Annotated in this window: 9 protein-coding genes and 2 pseudogenes; 8 read left to right on the top strand and 3 right to left on the bottom strand. The window is 71.6% G+C overall.

Annotated features, from left to right (window positions below):
* Positions 1–162 precede the first annotated feature (162 nt).
* Positions 163–372, top strand: a complete 210-nt coding sequence (locus tag ABFY07_RS11805; RefSeq protein WP_346174435.1) for a helix-turn-helix transcriptional regulator — start codon at positions 163–165, stop codon at positions 370–372.
* On the opposite strand, the gene ABFY07_RS11810 is transcribed toward ABFY07_RS11805, so the two are convergent.
* Complete coding sequence (locus tag ABFY07_RS11810) at positions 369–2,732, bottom strand: MMPL family transporter (RefSeq protein WP_346174436.1); 2,364 nt, start codon at positions 2,730–2,732, stop codon at positions 369–371. The two genes, ABFY07_RS11805 and ABFY07_RS11810, sit on opposite strands and share 4 nt — an antisense overlap.
* A gap of 183 nt (positions 2,733–2,915) precedes the next feature.
* Between ABFY07_RS11810 and ABFY07_RS11815 the strand changes: the two genes are divergently transcribed.
* From ABFY07_RS11815 to ABFY07_RS11825, 3 genes are all read left to right on the top strand, one after another.
* Positions 2,916–3,575 carry a TetR/AcrR family transcriptional regulator gene (locus ABFY07_RS11815; RefSeq protein ID WP_346174437.1) on the top strand — a complete coding sequence of 220 codons (660 nt, stop codon included), beginning with the start codon at positions 2,916–2,918 and terminating at the stop codon, positions 3,573–3,575.
* A 109-nt stretch (positions 3,576–3,684) separates the two neighbouring features.
* Positions 3,685–3,924 (top strand): heavy-metal-associated domain-containing protein, encoded by a 240-nt coding sequence (locus ABFY07_RS11820; protein ID WP_065959488.1) that lies wholly within the window; start codon positions 3,685–3,687, stop codon positions 3,922–3,924.
* A 73-nt stretch (positions 3,925–3,997) separates the two neighbouring features.
* Positions 3,998–6,394, top strand: a complete 2,397-nt coding sequence (locus ABFY07_RS11825; RefSeq protein ID WP_346174438.1) for a heavy metal translocating P-type ATPase — start codon at positions 3,998–4,000, stop codon at positions 6,392–6,394.
* 529 nt (positions 6,395–6,923) lie between these two features.
* Here ABFY07_RS11825 and ABFY07_RS11830 read toward each other — a convergent pair.
* The gene (locus ABFY07_RS11830; RefSeq protein WP_065959490.1) at positions 6,924–8,213 is read right to left on the bottom strand and encodes a citrate synthase; all 1,290 of its coding nucleotides are present in this window, start codon (positions 8,211–8,213) and stop codon (positions 6,924–6,926) included.
* A gap of 179 nt (positions 8,214–8,392) precedes the next feature.
* Entirely contained in the window at positions 8,393–10,597 is a 2,205-nt protein-coding gene (gene recD2 / locus ABFY07_RS11835; RefSeq protein WP_346174439.1) for an SF1B family DNA helicase RecD2, read from the bottom strand.
* 221 nt (positions 10,598–10,818) lie between these two features.
* Here recD2 and ABFY07_RS11840 point away from each other — a divergent pair, with 221 nt between their 5' ends.
* The 4 genes and pseudogenes from ABFY07_RS11840 to ABFY07_RS43125 all read left to right on the top strand — a co-directional run.
* Complete coding sequence (locus tag ABFY07_RS11840; protein ID WP_346174440.1) at positions 10,819–11,826, top strand: LacI family DNA-binding transcriptional regulator; 1,008 nt, start codon at positions 10,819–10,821, stop codon at positions 11,824–11,826.
* Entirely contained in the window at positions 11,823–13,412 is a 1,590-nt protein-coding gene (locus ABFY07_RS11845; RefSeq protein ID WP_346174441.1) for a sugar ABC transporter ATP-binding protein, read from the top strand. Before ABFY07_RS11840 ends, ABFY07_RS11845 begins: the two co-directional genes overlap by 4 nt.
* Positions 13,402–14,391: pseudogene (locus ABFY07_RS43120) on the top strand (ABC transporter permease); the annotation flags it as partial. The gene ABFY07_RS11845 and the pseudogene ABFY07_RS43120, both read left to right, overlap by 11 nt.
* 157 nt (positions 14,392–14,548) lie before the next feature.
* Positions 14,549–15,364, top strand: a pseudogene (locus tag ABFY07_RS43125) (substrate-binding domain-containing protein); the annotation flags it as partial.
* Positions 15,365–15,511 lie beyond the last annotated feature (147 nt).

Genomic DNA, 15,511 nt, shown 5'->3' on the forward strand with positions numbered 1-15,511 from the left:
TCCCGGCGATCCTTCCGTCACAGCCCTTCAACAACGCCTTCCCTCACCTCACTCACCGTCGTTGACCGGGCACAGGCTGAGTGATCACAAGCGGTCGCGCCGCAGCTCCCCCGACGGCCCTCGCGGGCCGTGGCTGCGGCGCCTGCGGGAAAGGCGCGAGAGATGACCGACCGGAGGCTTTGGTCGTACAAGGAGATCGCCGCGCACATCGGTGTGCAGACGGACACCGTACGGTCCTACCGCAAGCACGGTCTGCTGCCGCCCCCCGATCTCGTGGAGGGCGGCAAGCCGTACTGGTACGCGGACACCATCCGGACCTGGGTGACCCTCAGACCCGGCAACCGCTCCAGGCGTGGGACCGAGGACCGTTAGCGGCCCGCGTTCACCTCGTCCCGTTCGTCCCGCGCCCCGCCCGGCCGCGCGGCGCGGGACCCACCCCCGGCGTCCCGGGTGTCCGGGCTGTCCCGGGTGTCCGGGCGGCTGTCCCGGGTGTCCGGGACGGTGCCGGGGGTGGCGGGGGTGGCGGGCTCGCCCTCACTGAGGCCGATACGGGCGTGCAGCCGGCGCAGCGGACCCGGGGCCCACCAGGTGGCCCGGCCGGTGAGCCGCATCACGGCGGGCACCAGCAGGCTGCGCACCACCATGGCGTCCATCAGCACGGCCAGGGCGATGCCCAGGCCGAGCATCTTGGTGTTGGTGACCCGCGAGGTGCCGATGGCCACCATGACGACCGCCAGGATGACCGCGGCGGCGGTGATCAGCCCGCCGGTGCGCCGCAGGCCGAACTCGACGGAGGCCCGGTGGTCCCCCGTGCGGTCGTACTCCTCCTTGATCCGGGAGAGCAGGAACACGCCGTAGTCCATGGACAGCCCGAACGCCACGCAGAACATCAGCACCGGCAGGGTGGTCTCGATGTCCCCGGTGCTGGTGAACGACAGCGGCCCGGAGAGGTGCCCCTCCTGGAAGACCCACACCACCGCACCGAACATGGCGGTGAGACTCAGCGCGTTGAGCACCACGGCCTGAAGGGGTATCAGGACGCTTCCGGTGAGCAGGAAGACCAGCAGCAGGGTCACCACGACGATGATGGCCAGCGCCCACGGCAGCCGCTCGGCTATGGAGTCCTTGCTGTCCACCACGACGGCGGCGATGCCGGTGACCGAGGTGGCGAACGGCGGGTCCTGGGCCCGGATGTCGCGCACCAGCCGCTGGCTCGGCTGGTCCACCACCTCTCCCTTGGCCAGCACGGTGACGTAGGCCGCCCCGCCGGCGACGCGCGCCGCCTCCGCCGGGCCGGGCTCCGCCACCCGCCGGCCTCCGGCGAACCGGCCGGCCGGGCTGTCCACGCGCTCCACTCCGGGCAGGGCCGAGATCCGGCCGCTGTAGTCGGCGAGGGCCGCCCGGCCGGGCGAGGATGCGACGAGGATGTCGATCGCCCCGCCGGGGCTGCCCGCGAAGTCGTCCCTGATGTGCTGCTGGACGACATGGGACTCGGCGCTCGCGGGCAGCTGGCGGTCGTCGGCGGTGCCGAACTCGACCCGCAGGAAGGGCAGTCCGAGGACCACCAGGCCGGCGGCGGTGGCCAGCGCGAACAGCGGGGCCCGCCGCATCACCAGCCGGGCGATCCGGCCCCAGCCGGCCCCTGGCTCGCCCGGCGCGGGACGGCCGCGGCGGATCAGCCGCGTGAGATCCAGGGCGTTCACCCGCTCGCCGAGCAGGGCGAGCGCGGCGGGCAGCACCACCAGCGCGGCCGCCGCGGCGATCAGCACCACGGCGATGCCCGCGTAGGCGAAGGAGCGCAGGAAGTACTGCGGGAAGACCAGCATGGCGGCGAGCGAGACGGCGACGGTCAGCGCGGAGAACAGCACCGTGCGCCCCGCGGTGCGCAGCGTGGCGGCGACGGCGGGCAGCGTCCCGGCGCCCCGGCCCAGCTCCTCGCGGAAGCGCCGCACGATGAACAGGGCGTAGTCGATGGCGAGGCCGAGGCCGAGCGCGGTGGTCAGGTTCAGCGCGAACACCGACACATCGGTGAACTCGGTGAGGCCGCGCAGCACGGCGTCGGTCCCCAGGATCGCGATGATGCCGACGCAGAGCGGGAGCAGGGCGGCGACCGCGCTGCCGAAGACCATCACGAGCAGCAGCAGGGTGATGGGCAGGGCGATCATCTCGGCCCGCAGCAGGTCCTCCTGGATGGTGGTCTGCAGCTCATGGCGCACCGCGACCGGGCCGCCGATCGAGACCTTCACCGGCCCGTGGTCGCCCCGGTAGGCGGGGGCGACGCGCTCCAGCACCTTCGCGGCGGCGGACTCGTCGCCCACGATCCGGGCGGCGATGAGCGCCTGATGCCCGCCCCGGTCCCGCAGCCCGGCGGCCCCGTCCCAGTAGGAGGTGACGCCGGTGACCGAGGGCTCGCCCGCGAGCTTCCTGGCGAGCGCGCGACCCTCGGCGGCGACCGCGGGGGTGTCGACCGTCGCCCCGCCGCTGTCGACGAGCAGCAGCAGATTGGGCTGGGAGGCGGGGAAGTGCTTCTCCAGCGCCTTGGTGGCGTACGCCGACTCGGCGGCCGGGGCCTGCCAGCCGCCGCTCCCCAACCGGTCGGCGACCCCCCGCCCGGCCACGACGGCTAGCGCCGTGAACAGCAGGGCGAGCAGCAGTGTGAGCCGCGGGCGGGCGGTCACCGCTCTGGTCCAGCCTCCCGCCCGGCCCTCCTGCGGCCGGTTGACAACGGTCATAGCGCGGTGTCCCCTTCACCTGTGGCCATGCGCCCGCGGCCGCGCCCGGTCGGCGTTTACGCAGGCAGCATGGGTCGCTGATTGCCCAAGGAGCGGCAAACACGAGCGACCGCTCGCGTTTCTCCAGAATGCGAGCGACTACTCGCGTTTGTCAATGGATCACCGAGAGCTGGGGATTGACGCGTGACCGAGACCAAGGCAGACCAGCCCGCCGGCGAGGCGAAGCCGCGCCGCAGGCAGGCGCGCGGGGAGCGCCGCATCCAGCAGCTGCTCGACGCGGCGGCCAGCGTGTTCTGCCGGACGGGCTACGCGGGGGCGAGCACCAACGCGATCGCCCGCGAGGCCGGGGTCTCCCCCGGGACGCTGTACCAGTTCTTCCCCAACAAGGAGGCCATCGCCGTCGAACTCGGCGAGCGGCTCACCCACCGGATGCGGGAGGCCCACGGCGTACTCTTCACCCCCGAGTACGCCTCGCTCCCCCTCGACCGGATGCTGGACGCGGTCGTCGACCCGATGGTCGAGTTCAACTGCCAGAACCCCGTCTTCCTCACCCTCATCCATTCGGGTGACGTCCCAGGCCTGATGACCGAGGACCACGCCGCGCTGCACGTGGCCCTGCAGGCCCGACTCGAGGAGCTGATCGGGTTCATCCAGCCCGCGCTGCCCCCCGAGCGCCGCACCCGCACCGCGACGATGGTGTTCTCCCTGTTCAAGGCGGGCCTCGAACTCGTACTCGCCCATGAGGGCGAGGAGCGGGCCGCGTACATCGAGGAGCTGAAGGCGTCCCTCCACGGCTATCTCGCCCCGATCATCGGCGCCGAGACCCCGCCCCGGACCCCGTAATACCCCCTAGGGGTATTATGCTTGTCATCATCAGGGGACACCGGGGAACCCGCGCCCCCTGGGCACCCAAGGACTCAGCCGTGTCCGCCCGCTCACCACAGGAGAAGCCATGAGCTCAGAGGCCACCACCGCGTCCGGCGTCACCACCGTCTACCAGGTCACCGGCATGACCTGCGGCCACTGCGAAGGCGCCGTCTCCCAGGAGATCTCCGCCCTCGACGGCGTCAGCTCCGTCCAGGCCGTCGCCGCCACCGGCCAGGTCACCGTCGTCTCGGCCGCCCCGCTGGACGACGAGGCCGTGCGCGCCGCCGTGGACGAGGCCGGTTACGAGCTGACCGGCCGGGCCTGACACCACCCCCGCCGGGCCGCGCGGCCCCGCCCACCCGGCCCGGCCCTCCTCCCAGGAGCCCCAGGAGCCCGAGATGACCAGCACGGCCCCACGCGCCGCGAAGGAGAAGACACCCACAGCGGAGCAGACCTCGCCGGCGGCCCCGGCCTCCCGGGTGGAGCTCACCATCGGCGGCATGACCTGCGCCTCCTGCGCGGCGCGCGTCGAGAAGAAGCTCAACCGCATGGACGGCGTCACCGCCACGGTCAACTACGCCACCGAAAAGGCGAAGGTGACCTACGAGGGCGGCGTCGAGATCGCCGACCTGATCGACACCGTCGTCAGGACCGGCTACACCGCCGAGCCGCCGCGGCCCCCGGCACCCGAGCCGGAGTCCGAGCCCGTGGCCCCGTCCCCGCCCACACCCATGGACGCCTCCACGGGCAGGCCCACGGGCGCGTCCACGGCCGCCGGCCGCGCCGGCGGGAAGCCCGCGGCGGGTGAGCCCGGTGACGCCCGTACGGACGCGCTGCGCCGCCGGCTCCTGATCTCACTGGCCCTGTCCGCGCCCGTGGTCCTGCTGGCGATGGTGCCGTCGCTGCAGTTCACGTACTGGCAGTGGCTGTCCCTCGCCCTCGCCGCGCCCGTCGTCGTCTGGGGCGGCCTGCCCTTCCACAAGGCCGCCTGGACGAACGCCCGGCACGGCGCGGCCACCATGGACACCCTGGTCTCCCTCGGCACCCTCGCCGCCTTCGGCTGGTCCCTGTGGGCCCTGTTCCTCGGCGACGCGGGCATGCCCGGCATGCGGCACGGCTTCGACCTCACCGTCGCCCGCGGCGGCGGCTCCTCCTCGATCTACCTGGAGGCCGCGGCCGGGGTGACCACCTTCATCCTCCTCGGCCGCTACCTGGAGGCCCGCTCCAAGCGCCGGGCCGGCGCGGCGCTGCGCGCGCTGATGGACCTGGGCGCCAAGGACGTGGCCGTGCTGCGCGAGGGCCGCGAGGTCCGGATCCCGGTCTCCCGGCTGGCCGTCGGCGACCGCTTCGTGGTGCGCCCCGGCGAGAAGATCGCCACCGACGGCACGGTCGTCGAGGGCGCCTCGGCCGTGGACGCCTCCATGCTGACCGGCGAGTCGGTGCCCGTGGACGTCGCCGTGGGCGACACCGTGGCGGGCGCGACCGTCAACGCGGCGGGCCGCCTGGTCGTCGAGGCCACCCGCGTGGGCGCCGACACCCAGCTGTCCCGCATGGCCGCCCTGGTCGAGGAGGCGCAGCACGGCAAGGCGGAGGTGCAGCGGCTCGCGGACCGGGTCTCCGGGGTCTTCGTGCCCGTCGTCGTCCTCATCGCCGTCGGCACCCTGCTGGGCTGGCTGCTGCTGACCGGCGACGCGACCGCCGCGTTCACCGCCGCCGTGGCCGTCCTCATCATCGCCTGCCCGTGCGCGCTGGGCCTGGCCACCCCGACCGCCCTCATGGTCGGCACCGGCCGCGGCGCCCAGCTCGGCATCCTCATCAAGGGCCCCGAGGTCCTGGAGAACACCCGTCGGGTGGACACCGTCGTCCTCGACAAGACCGGCACGGTGACGACGGGCCGGATGCGGCTGCACGGAGCCCACACCGCCCCCGGAGTCACCGAGGACCGGCTCCTGCGGCTGGCCGGCGCCCTCGAGCACGCCTCGGAGCACCCGGTGGCCCGCGCCGTGGCCGACGCGGCGGCCTCCCGGGCCGGCGCCCTCCCGGCGGTCCAGGGCTTCGAGTCCGTGCCCGGACTGGGCGTCCAGGGCGTCGTGGAGGGACACATGGTCCTCGTCGGCCGCGAGAAGCTGCTCGCGGCCCACGGGACCGGGCTGACCGAGGAGCTGGCGGCCGCGAAGGCGGCGGCCGAGGCGGAAGGGCGCACGGCGGTGGCCGTCGCCTGGGACGGGCGCGCCCGCGGCGTGCTCGTGGTCGCCGACGCGGTCAAGGACACCAGCGCCGAGGCCGTGGCCCGGCTGCGCGGGCTCGGTCTGACCCCGGTGCTGCTGACGGGTGACAACCGGCTGGTCGCCGAGTCGGTGGCCCGCCAGGTGGGCATCGACGAGGTCATCGCCGAAGTGCTGCCGCAGGACAAGGTGGACGTGGTGCGGCGGCTGCGGGCGGAGGGCCGTACGGTCGCGATGGTGGGCGACGGCGTCAACGACGCGGCCGCCCTGGCCACCGCCGACCTGGGCCTGGCGATGGGCACCGGGACGGACGCCGCCATCGAGGCGGGGGACCTGACGCTGGTGCGGGGCGATCTGCGGGTGGCCGCGGACGCGATCCGGCTGGCGCGCCGGACCCTGGCCGTCATCAAGGGCAATCTCTTCTGGGCCTTCGGCTACAACGTCGCCGCGCTGCCGCTCGCCGCGGCGGGGATGCTCAACCCGATGATCGCGGGCGCCGCGATGGCGTTCTCCTCGGTTTTCGTGGTCACCAACAGCCTGCGACTGCGGACCTTCACCGAATCTCCATAGATTCACCAAGTCCCCATAAGCCGCACAACACCCATACACGAGAGCCTCGATCTTCAAATCGAGGCTCTTGCCCTTTTACGCCCCCATATGGCAAGAGACGCAGATCACAGGCGACCGAACGTAACCATCACGGGGGGTGGGGAGTCTAATGGGGCGGTGAGGGTTCGTCTTGGGGGACGGATCCCGCTACGCGTGGCCGGGGCGACGTACTCGGGGAGCTTTGAGCGGCCCTCCCGTTGCGTACGCGTCCCGGCAGATCGCGTACAGGTGAGGGCTTCTGCGGCCAGCAGACCCCCGGCCGGATCCCGTGGGGGGAATCCGTAACCGGGAATGGAAGCGCCCCGCTCCGACCCGTGGGGGGATCGGCAGCGGGGCGCTTTCGCGTGCCTTTTAGGGCTCGGTTCTCCCCCAGCTACCGCTGGGAGGTACCCCCGCCGGGGCGCCTCAGCCCCTGTCGGGGGTCGACCGTGCTCGGCCCTTCGTCAGGGTCGCGCCCCTTTGGCTCAGTCACCGCGCCTGGCACCCAGTGTCAGCGCTGCTCCACCGGGACGAAGTCGCGCTCGACGATACCCGTGTAGATCTGGCGCGGACGGCCGATGCGGGAGCCCGGCTCCTTGATCATCTCGTGCCACTGGGCGATCCAGCCCGGCAGCCGGCCGAGGGCGAACAGCACCGTGAACATCTCGGTCGGGAAGCCCATCGCCCGGTAGATCAGACCCGTGTAGAAGTCCACGTTCGGGTAGAGCTTGCGCTCGACGAAGTAGTCGTCGGCGAGCGCGTGCTCCTCGAGCTTGAGGGCGATGTCGAGCAGCTCGTCGGACTTGCCGAGGGCCGAGAGGACATCGTGCGCCGCCGACTTGATGATCTTCGCCCGGGGGTCGAAGTTCTTGTAGACGCGGTGCCCGAAGCCCATGAGCTTCACGCCGTCTTCCTTGTTCTTCACCTTGCGGATGAAGGAGTCGACGTCCCCGCCGGAGGCCTGGATGCCCTCCAGCATCTCCAGCACCGACTGGTTGGCACCGCCGTGCAGGGGACCCCACAGCGCGTTGATGCCCGCCGAGATGGACGCGAACATGTTGGCCTGCGAGGAGCCGACCAGCCGCACCGTGGAGGTCGAACAGTTCTGCTCGTGGTCGGCGTGCAGGATCAGCAGCTTGTCCAGGGCGCTGACCACGATCGGGTCGAGCTGGTACTCCTGCGCCGGGACCGAGAAGGTCATCCGCAGGAAGTTCTCGACGTAGCCCAGGTCGTTACGCGGGTAGACGAACGGGTGGCCGACGGACTTCTTGTACGCGTACGCCGCGATCGTGGGGAGCTTGGCCAGCAGCCTGATCGTGGAGAGGTGCCGCTGCTTCTCGTCGAACGGGTTGTGGCTGTCCTGGTAGAACGTCGACAGCGCGCTGACCACGGAGGACAGCATCGCCATCGGGTGGGCGTCGCGCGGGAAGCCGTCGTAGAACCGCTTGACGTCCTCGTGCAGCAGCGTGTGCGTCGTGATCTGGTCGCGGAAGTCGGCCAGCTCGTCGACGGTGGGCAGCTCCCCGTTGATCAGCAGGAAGGCCGTCTCGAGGAACGAGGCGCGCTCGGCCAGCTGTTCGATGGGGTAGCCGCGGTAGCGCAGGATCCCCTGCTCACCGTCGAGATAGGTGATCGCGGATTTGTAGGCGGCGGTGTTGCCGTAACCGGAGTCCAGGGTCACCAGACCGGTCTGGGCGCGAAGCTTGCCGATATCAAAGCCCTTGTCGCCGACGGTGCTGTCGACCACCGGGTAGGTGTATTCGCCGTCCCCGTACCGCAGTACTACAGAGTTGTCACTCACGTCATCCCTCACCGACGTCTGCTTCTCTTCTTCGAGGTGCCCTGACTCCCCCCACCTTCCCCCATCCGGACGATGAACGTGCACTCGGGGTCGGCCGAAGGGCCATTTGGCGGCACTGAGTGCCGTATCCACGCCCATCCTGCCCCGTTCGTGACGGTCCGGAAACCCTCCCGACACGTTCACCTTTGAACGAGCCGATGGTCCAGCGCGGTGCAGCGCCGGCCCGCCGAGACCGTACGCACCGCTTGCCCGAGGGCCCGGCGCGAGCCGACGAGCACCACCAGGCGCTTGGCGCGGGTCACCGCCGTGTACAGCAGATTGCGCTGGAGCATCATCCAGGCGCCGGTGGTCACGGGGATGACCACGGCCGGGTACTCGCTGCCCTGGGAGCGGTGGATGGTCACCGCGTAGGCGTGGGCCAGCTCGTCCAGCTCGTCGAAGTCGTACGCCACCTCCTCGTCCTCGTCGGTCAGCACGGTCAGGCGCTGCTCGTCGTGGTCGAGGGAGGTGACAACGCCCACTGTGCCGTTGAAGACCCCGTTGGCCCCCTTCTCATAATTGTTGCGGATCTGGGTGACCTTGTCGCCGACGCGGAAGATCCGGCCACCGAAGCGCCGCTCGGGCAGATCCGGCCGGGCGGGGGTGATGGCCTGCTGAAGCAGGCCGTTGAGCGTCCCGGCGCCGGCCGGGCCGCGGTGCATGGGGGCCAGGACCTGCACGTCCCGGCGCGGGTCAAGGCCGAATTTGGCCGGGATCCGACGGGACGCCACGTCCACCGTGAGCTTTCCGGCGGCCTCGGTGTCCTCCTCCGCGAACAGGAAGAAGTCGGGCATTCCGTGGGTGATCGGCGGGACGCCGGAGTTGATGCGGTGGGCGTTGGTGACCACCCCGGACTGCTGGGCCTGCCGGAAGATCCGGGTCAGCCGCACCGCCGGGACCGGGCTGCCCTCGGACAGCAGATCGCGCAGCACCTCGCCGGCGCCGACGCTCGGCAGCTGGTCCACATCCCCGACGAAGAGCAGATGGGCGCCCGGCGGGACCGCCTTGACCAGCTTGTTGGCCAGCAGCAGATCGAGCATGGACGCCTCGTCCACCACCACCAGGTCGGCGTCCAGCGGCCGGTCCCGGTCGTAGGCCGCGTCCCCGCCGGGCTTGAGCTCCAGCAGCCGGTGGACCGTGGACGCCTCGGCGCCGGTCAGCTCGGCCAGCCGCTTGGCGGCCCGGCCCGTGGGGGCGGCCAGCACCACCTTGGCCTTCTTGGCGCGCGCCAGCTCCACCACGGACCGCACGGTGAAGGACTTGCCGCAGCCCGGGCCGCCGGTCAGCACCGCGACCTTCTCGGTCAGCGCGAGCCTGACGGCCTGGCTCTGCTCGGGGGCCAGATCGGCGCCGGTGCGCCGGGCGAGCCAGGCCAGCGCCTTGTCCCAGTCCACGTCCCGGAAGGCGGGCATCCGGTCCTCCCCGCCGCGCAGCAGCCGCAGCACCTGGCCGGCCAGGGAGATCTCGGCGCGGTGGAAGGGCACCAGATACACGGCGGTGACCGGCTCGCCGCCGTCCGGCCCGGGCACGGTCTCGCGCACCACGCCCTCCTCGTCCGCCAGCTCGGCGAGACACTCGATGACCAGGCCCGTGTCGACCTGGAGCAACTTCACCGAGTCCGCGATCAGTTGCTCCTCGGGGAGGAAGCAGTGGCCGCTGTCCGTCGACTGGGACAGCGCGTACTGCAGGCCGGCCTTCACCCGCTCGGGGCTGTCGTGCGGGATGCCGACGGACTGGGCGATCTTGTCGGCGGTCAGGAAGCCGATGCCCCACACATCGGCGGCCAGGCGGTACGGCTCGTTCTTCACGACGGAGATCGAGGCGTCCCCGTACTTCTTGTAGATCCGCACCGCGATCGAAGTGGAGACCCCGACGCCCTGGAGGAAGACCATGACCTCCTTGATGGCCTTCTGCTCCTCCCAGGCCGCCCCGATCATCTTGGTGCGCTTGGGGCCGAGGCCGGGGACCTCGATCAGCCGCTCGGGCCGGTGCTCGATGACCTCCAGGGTGTCCACGCCGAAGTGCTCGGTGATCCGGTCGGCGATCCGCGGGCCGATGCCCTTGATCAGGCCGGAGCCCAGATAGCGCCGGATGCCCTGGACGGTGGCGGGCAGCACGGTGGTGTAGTTCTCGACGGTGAACTGCTTGCCGTACTGCGGGTGGGAGCCCCAGCGGCCTTCCATACGCAGCGACTCGCCGGGCTGGGCGCCCAGCAGGGAGCCCACGACGGTGAGCAGATCGCCGGAGCCGCGGCCGGTGTCGACCCGGGCGACCGTGTAGCCGTTCTCCTCATTGGCGTAGGTGATCCGCTCCAGGACCCCTTCGACCACCGCGAGTTTGAGCATGACCCGACGGTACCGCCGGGCGCCGACACGCCCGGGGGGCCTGTGCACAAACCTCACGGCGACCGCGCGAACGCCCCCTGGGGGGCGGGGCGCACACCGGACGCGATCCGGACACGCCCGCCGGAGTATTACGATCCGGTTTCGGCCGCCCGGAGGCCCTTGCCCAGCTCCCGTGTAATCGATTCCAATCCTCCGTGTAATCGATTCCACGAGGAGGTGGAATGGCGAGCATCAAGGACGTGGCGCACCACGCCGGAGTGTCCGTGGCGACGGTCTCCCGCGTGCTCAACGACCATCCGTCCGTCCGCGCGGACACCCGCGACCGGGTGCTCTCCGCCGTCGCCGAGCTCGGCTACCGCCCCAACGCCGTGGCCCGCTCGCTGCGCACCGATCAGACCCGCACCCTCGGGCTGGTGATCAGCGACGTGCTCAACCCGTTCTTCACCGAGCTGGCCCGCTCGGTCGAGGACGAGGCCCGCGCCCTGGGCTACAGCGTGATCATCGGGAACGCCGACGAACGCCCCGACCTCCAGGACCACCATGTGCGCTCCCTGATGGACCGTCGCATCGACGGCCTGCTGGTCAGCCCCACCGATGGCGGCTCCCCGCTGATGCTGGACGCGGCCCGGTCCGGCACTCCCATGGTCTTCGTGGACCGCTGGATCGGCGGTGTGGACGTGCCCGTGGTGCGCACGGACGGCCGGGGCGCGGTGCGCGACCTGGTGGCGCATCTGCACGCGCTCGGTCACCGCCGGCTCGCCATCATCTCGGGCCCCGCCGCCACCACCACCGGACGCGAGCGCGTGCAGGCCTTCCGGTCCGCGCTGGCCGAGTTCGGCATGGCCCTGCCGGCCGACCACATGGGGCAGGGCGACTTCCAGGCGGACAGCGGACGGCGGGTGACCGCCCGCTTCCTCGACCTGCCCGAGCCCCCCGACGTCATCTTCGCCACGGACAACCTCATGGTGCTCGGCGCGATGGACGAGATCCGCGCGCGCGGCCTGCGGGTGCCCGACGACGTGGCGCTCGCCGCGTTCGACGACGTCCCCTGGTTCGTCCACACCGATCCCCCGATCACCGCCATCGCCCAGCCGACGGGCGAACTCGGCCGCGCCGCCGTGCGCGCGCTGATCGACCTCGTCGAGGGGCGGACCGCCGAGTCGGTGATCCTGTCCGCCCGCCTGGTCACCCGCCGCTCGTGCGGCGAGCCCGAAGGGAGCAAGCCATGAGCACGCAGAGCGCGACGAAGCCGCTGAGCGTGGAGAACGCGAGCGAACTGCTGCGCATGGAAGGGGTCCGCAAGACCTTCCCCGGAGTGGTCGCGCTCGACGGCGTCGACTTCGACCTGCGCCGCGGTGAGGTGCACGTCCTGCTGGGCGAGAACGGCGCGGGCAAGAGCACGCTGATCAAGATGCTCTCCGGCGCCCACCGCCCGGACGGCGGCCGGATCCTCGTCGACGGCTCCCCGGTGCGCATCCACGGCGCCCAGGACGCCGAGCGGCTCGGGATCGCCACCATCTACCAGGAGTTCAACCTGGTCCCCGACCTCAGCGTCGCCGAGAACATCTTCCTGGGCCGCCAGCCGCGCCGCCTGGGGCTGATCGACCGGAAGACGATGAACGCGCGCGCCGCCGAGCTGCTGGCCCGCGTCGGAGTGGACGTCTCCCCCACCGACCGGGTCCGCGAGCTGGGCATCGCCCGGCTCCAGATGGTGGAGATCGCCAAGGCGCTGTCCCTGGACGCCCGCGTGCTGATCATGGACGAGCCGACCGCGGTGCTCACCACCGAGGAGGTCGACAAGCTCTTCCGGATCGTGCGCGCCCTGCGCGCGGACGGCGTCGGCATCGTCTTCATCACCCACCACCTGGAGGAGATAGCCGCCCTGGGCGACCGCGTCACCGTCCTGCGCGACGGCCGCAGCGTCACCCAGGTCCCGGCCGCCACCGAGCAGGACGAGCTGGTCCGGCTGATGGTGGGCCGCTCCATCGAGCAGCAGTACCCGCGCGAGCGCACCGCCCCCGCGGCCGGCGCCGCGGCGGCGACGCCGCTGCTGAAGGTCGAGGGGCTCACCCGCCGCGGCAGCTTCCAGGACATCAGCTTCGAGGTGCGGGCCGGTGAGGTCGTGGGCCTGGCGGGGCTGGTCGGCGCCGGCCGCACCGAGGTGGTCCGCGCGATCTTCGGCGCCGACCCCTACGACTCCGGGACCGTACGGGTGCTCGGCAAGCGGCTGCCCGGCCGGGACGTCAACGCGGCGATGGACGCCGGAATCGGCCTCGTGCCGGAGGACCGCAAGGGCCAGGGGCTGGTGCTCGACGCGTCGGTGCACGAGAACCTGGGCCTCGTGACGCTGCGGCGCGCCACTCGCGCCGGGCTCGTGGACCGGTCCGGGCAGCGCCGCGCGGCGGCCCGGATCTCCGAGCAGCTCGCGGTCCGCATGGCCGGGCTCGACCAGCGCGTCCGCACCCTCTCGGGCGGCAACCAGCAGAAGGTCGTCATCGGCAAGTGGCTGCTCGCCGACAGCAAGGTGCTCATCCTCGACGAGCCCACCCGGGGCATCGACGTGGGCGCGAAGGTCGAGATCTACCAGCTCATCAACGAACTCACCGCCTCCGGACACGCGGTGCTGATGATCTCCAGCGACCTCCCCGAGGTGCTGGGCATGAGCGACCGGGTCCTGGTCATGGCCCAGGGACGGATCGCCGGCGAGCTCGGCGCACAGGAAGCGACCCAGGACGCCGTGATGGCCCTGGCCGTGAAGGACATCAAGGGCGTCACGGAAGACGTCAAGGAATTGGAGGGCTCCCGTGGCCACTGACACGCTCAAGACCAGTAACGCCCATCAGAGTCCCAAGGCCCCGGGCGGCTCCGCGGTGCTGCGTCGTGTGCTGCTCGACAACGGCGCGCTCAGTGCCCTGGTGGTCCTCGTCGGGGTCATGTCGCTGATGTCCGGCGACTTCCTCACCACCCAGAACCTGCTGAACGTCGGCGTCCAGGCGGCGGTCACCGCGATCCTCGCCTTCGGCGTCACCTTCGTGATCGTCTCCGCCGGGATCGACCTGTCGGTCGGTTCGGTGGCCGCACTGTCGGCCACCGTGCTGGCCTGGTCGGCGACCTCGCAGGGGCTGCCGGTATGGCTGGCCGTCATCCTCGCCGTCGGCACCGGCATCCTGTGCGGGCTGGTCAGCGGGGCGCTGATCTCCTTCGGCAAGCTGCCTCCGTTCATCGCCACCCTGGCGATGCTCTCGATCGGCCGCGGGCTGGCCCTCGTCATCTCCCAGGGCAGCCCCATCGAGATCCCCGAGTCGGTGGCCCGGCTCGGCGACACCCTCGGCGGCTGGCTGCCGGTCCCGGTGATCGTGATGATCGCCATGGGCCTGATCACCGGCGCCGTGCTGGCCCGTACGTACTCGGGCCGTGCCATGTACGCGATCGGCGGCAACGAGGAGGCCGCCCGGCTCTCCGGGATCCGCGTCAAGCGCCAGAAGCTCGTCATCTACGCGCTCTCCGGCGGCTTCGCCGCCATCGCGGGCATCGTGCTCGCCTCCCGCCTGGCCTCCGCCCAGCCCCAGGCCGCCGTCGGCTACGAGCTGGACGCCATCGCCGCGGTCGTCATCGGTGGCGCGAGCCTGTCCGGCGGCGTCGGCAAGGCCTCGGGCACGCTCATCGGCGCCCTGATCCTCGCCGTCCTGCGCAACGGCCTCAACCTGCTGTCGGTGTCCGCCTTCTGGCAGCAGGTCGTCATCGGCGTCGTCATCGCCCTGGCGGTCCTCGTGGACAGTCTCCGCCGCCGCGCGTGACCCGCTACTCCTCCTCATCCACCCGCACCCCGTCCCTCGGGCAAACCTGAAGGAAACCACCATGAACCCGAAGAAGATCGTCGCCGCCGCGGCCGTGGTCGCCTCCCTCGCCCTGACCACCACCGCCTGCAACAGCTCGTCCGGCTCCTCCGACATCAAGGTGGGCCTGTCCGTCTCCACCCTCAACAACCCCTTCTTCGTGCAGATGAAGGCGGGTGCCCAGGCCGAGGCCAAGGCCGCCGGTGTCGACCTGACCGTCACCGACGCCCAGAACGACGCCTCCCAGCAGGCCAACCAGATGCAGAACTTCCTCAGCCAGAACGTGAAGTCGATCATCATCAACCCGGTCGACTCGGACGCCGCGAGCCCGTCGGTCAAGAGCGCCAACAAGGCCGACGTCCCGGTCGTCGCCGCCGACCGCGGTGTCACCAGGGGCGACATAGCCACCACCGTGGCCTCGGACAACGTCGCGGGCGGCAAGCTCGCCGCCAAGACCCTGGCCCAGCAGCTCGGCGGCAAGGGCACCATCCTGGTGCTCCAGGGCACGGCGGGCACCTCCGCCTCGCGCGAGCGCGGCCAGGGCTTCGCCGAGGGCCTGAAGGCGTACCCGGACATCAAGGTCGTCGCCAAGCAGCCCGCGGACTTCGACCGCGCCAAGGGCCTGGACGTGACCACCAACCTGCTCCAGGCCCACCCCAAGATCACCGGGATCTTCGCCGAGAACGACGAGATGGCGCTCGGCGCGATCAAGGCCCTCGGCTCCAAGGCCGGCAAGTCGGTCAAGGTCGTCGGCTTCGACGGCACGCCGGACGGCCTCAAGGCGGTCGAGGCCGGCACCCTCGCCGCGACCGTCGCCCAGCAGCCGAAGGAGCTGGGCAAGCTGGCCGTCAAGAACGCGGTGGCCCTGGCCAAGGGCAAGAAGGTCGACCCGATGGTCAAGGTGCCGGTGAAGGTCGTCACCGGGAAGTGACCGCCGCGCGGGCGGGATCGTCACCCCCGCCCGCCCCTTCCCGCGACCGGGGCCTTGGGGCGGAGGCCCGGGCCGGGAAGGGGCGGGCGAGAAGGTCCCGCCGCGGGCGCGTCCGGTAACCCAGCCAGTCTGAAGGGACGTACACGC

The sequence above is a fragment of the Streptomyces sparsogenes subsp. cuspidosporus genome (genome assembly GCF_039532705.1).
GTDB classification, from domain to species: domain Bacteria; phylum Actinomycetota; class Actinomycetes; order Streptomycetales; family Streptomycetaceae; genus Streptomyces; species Streptomyces sparsogenes.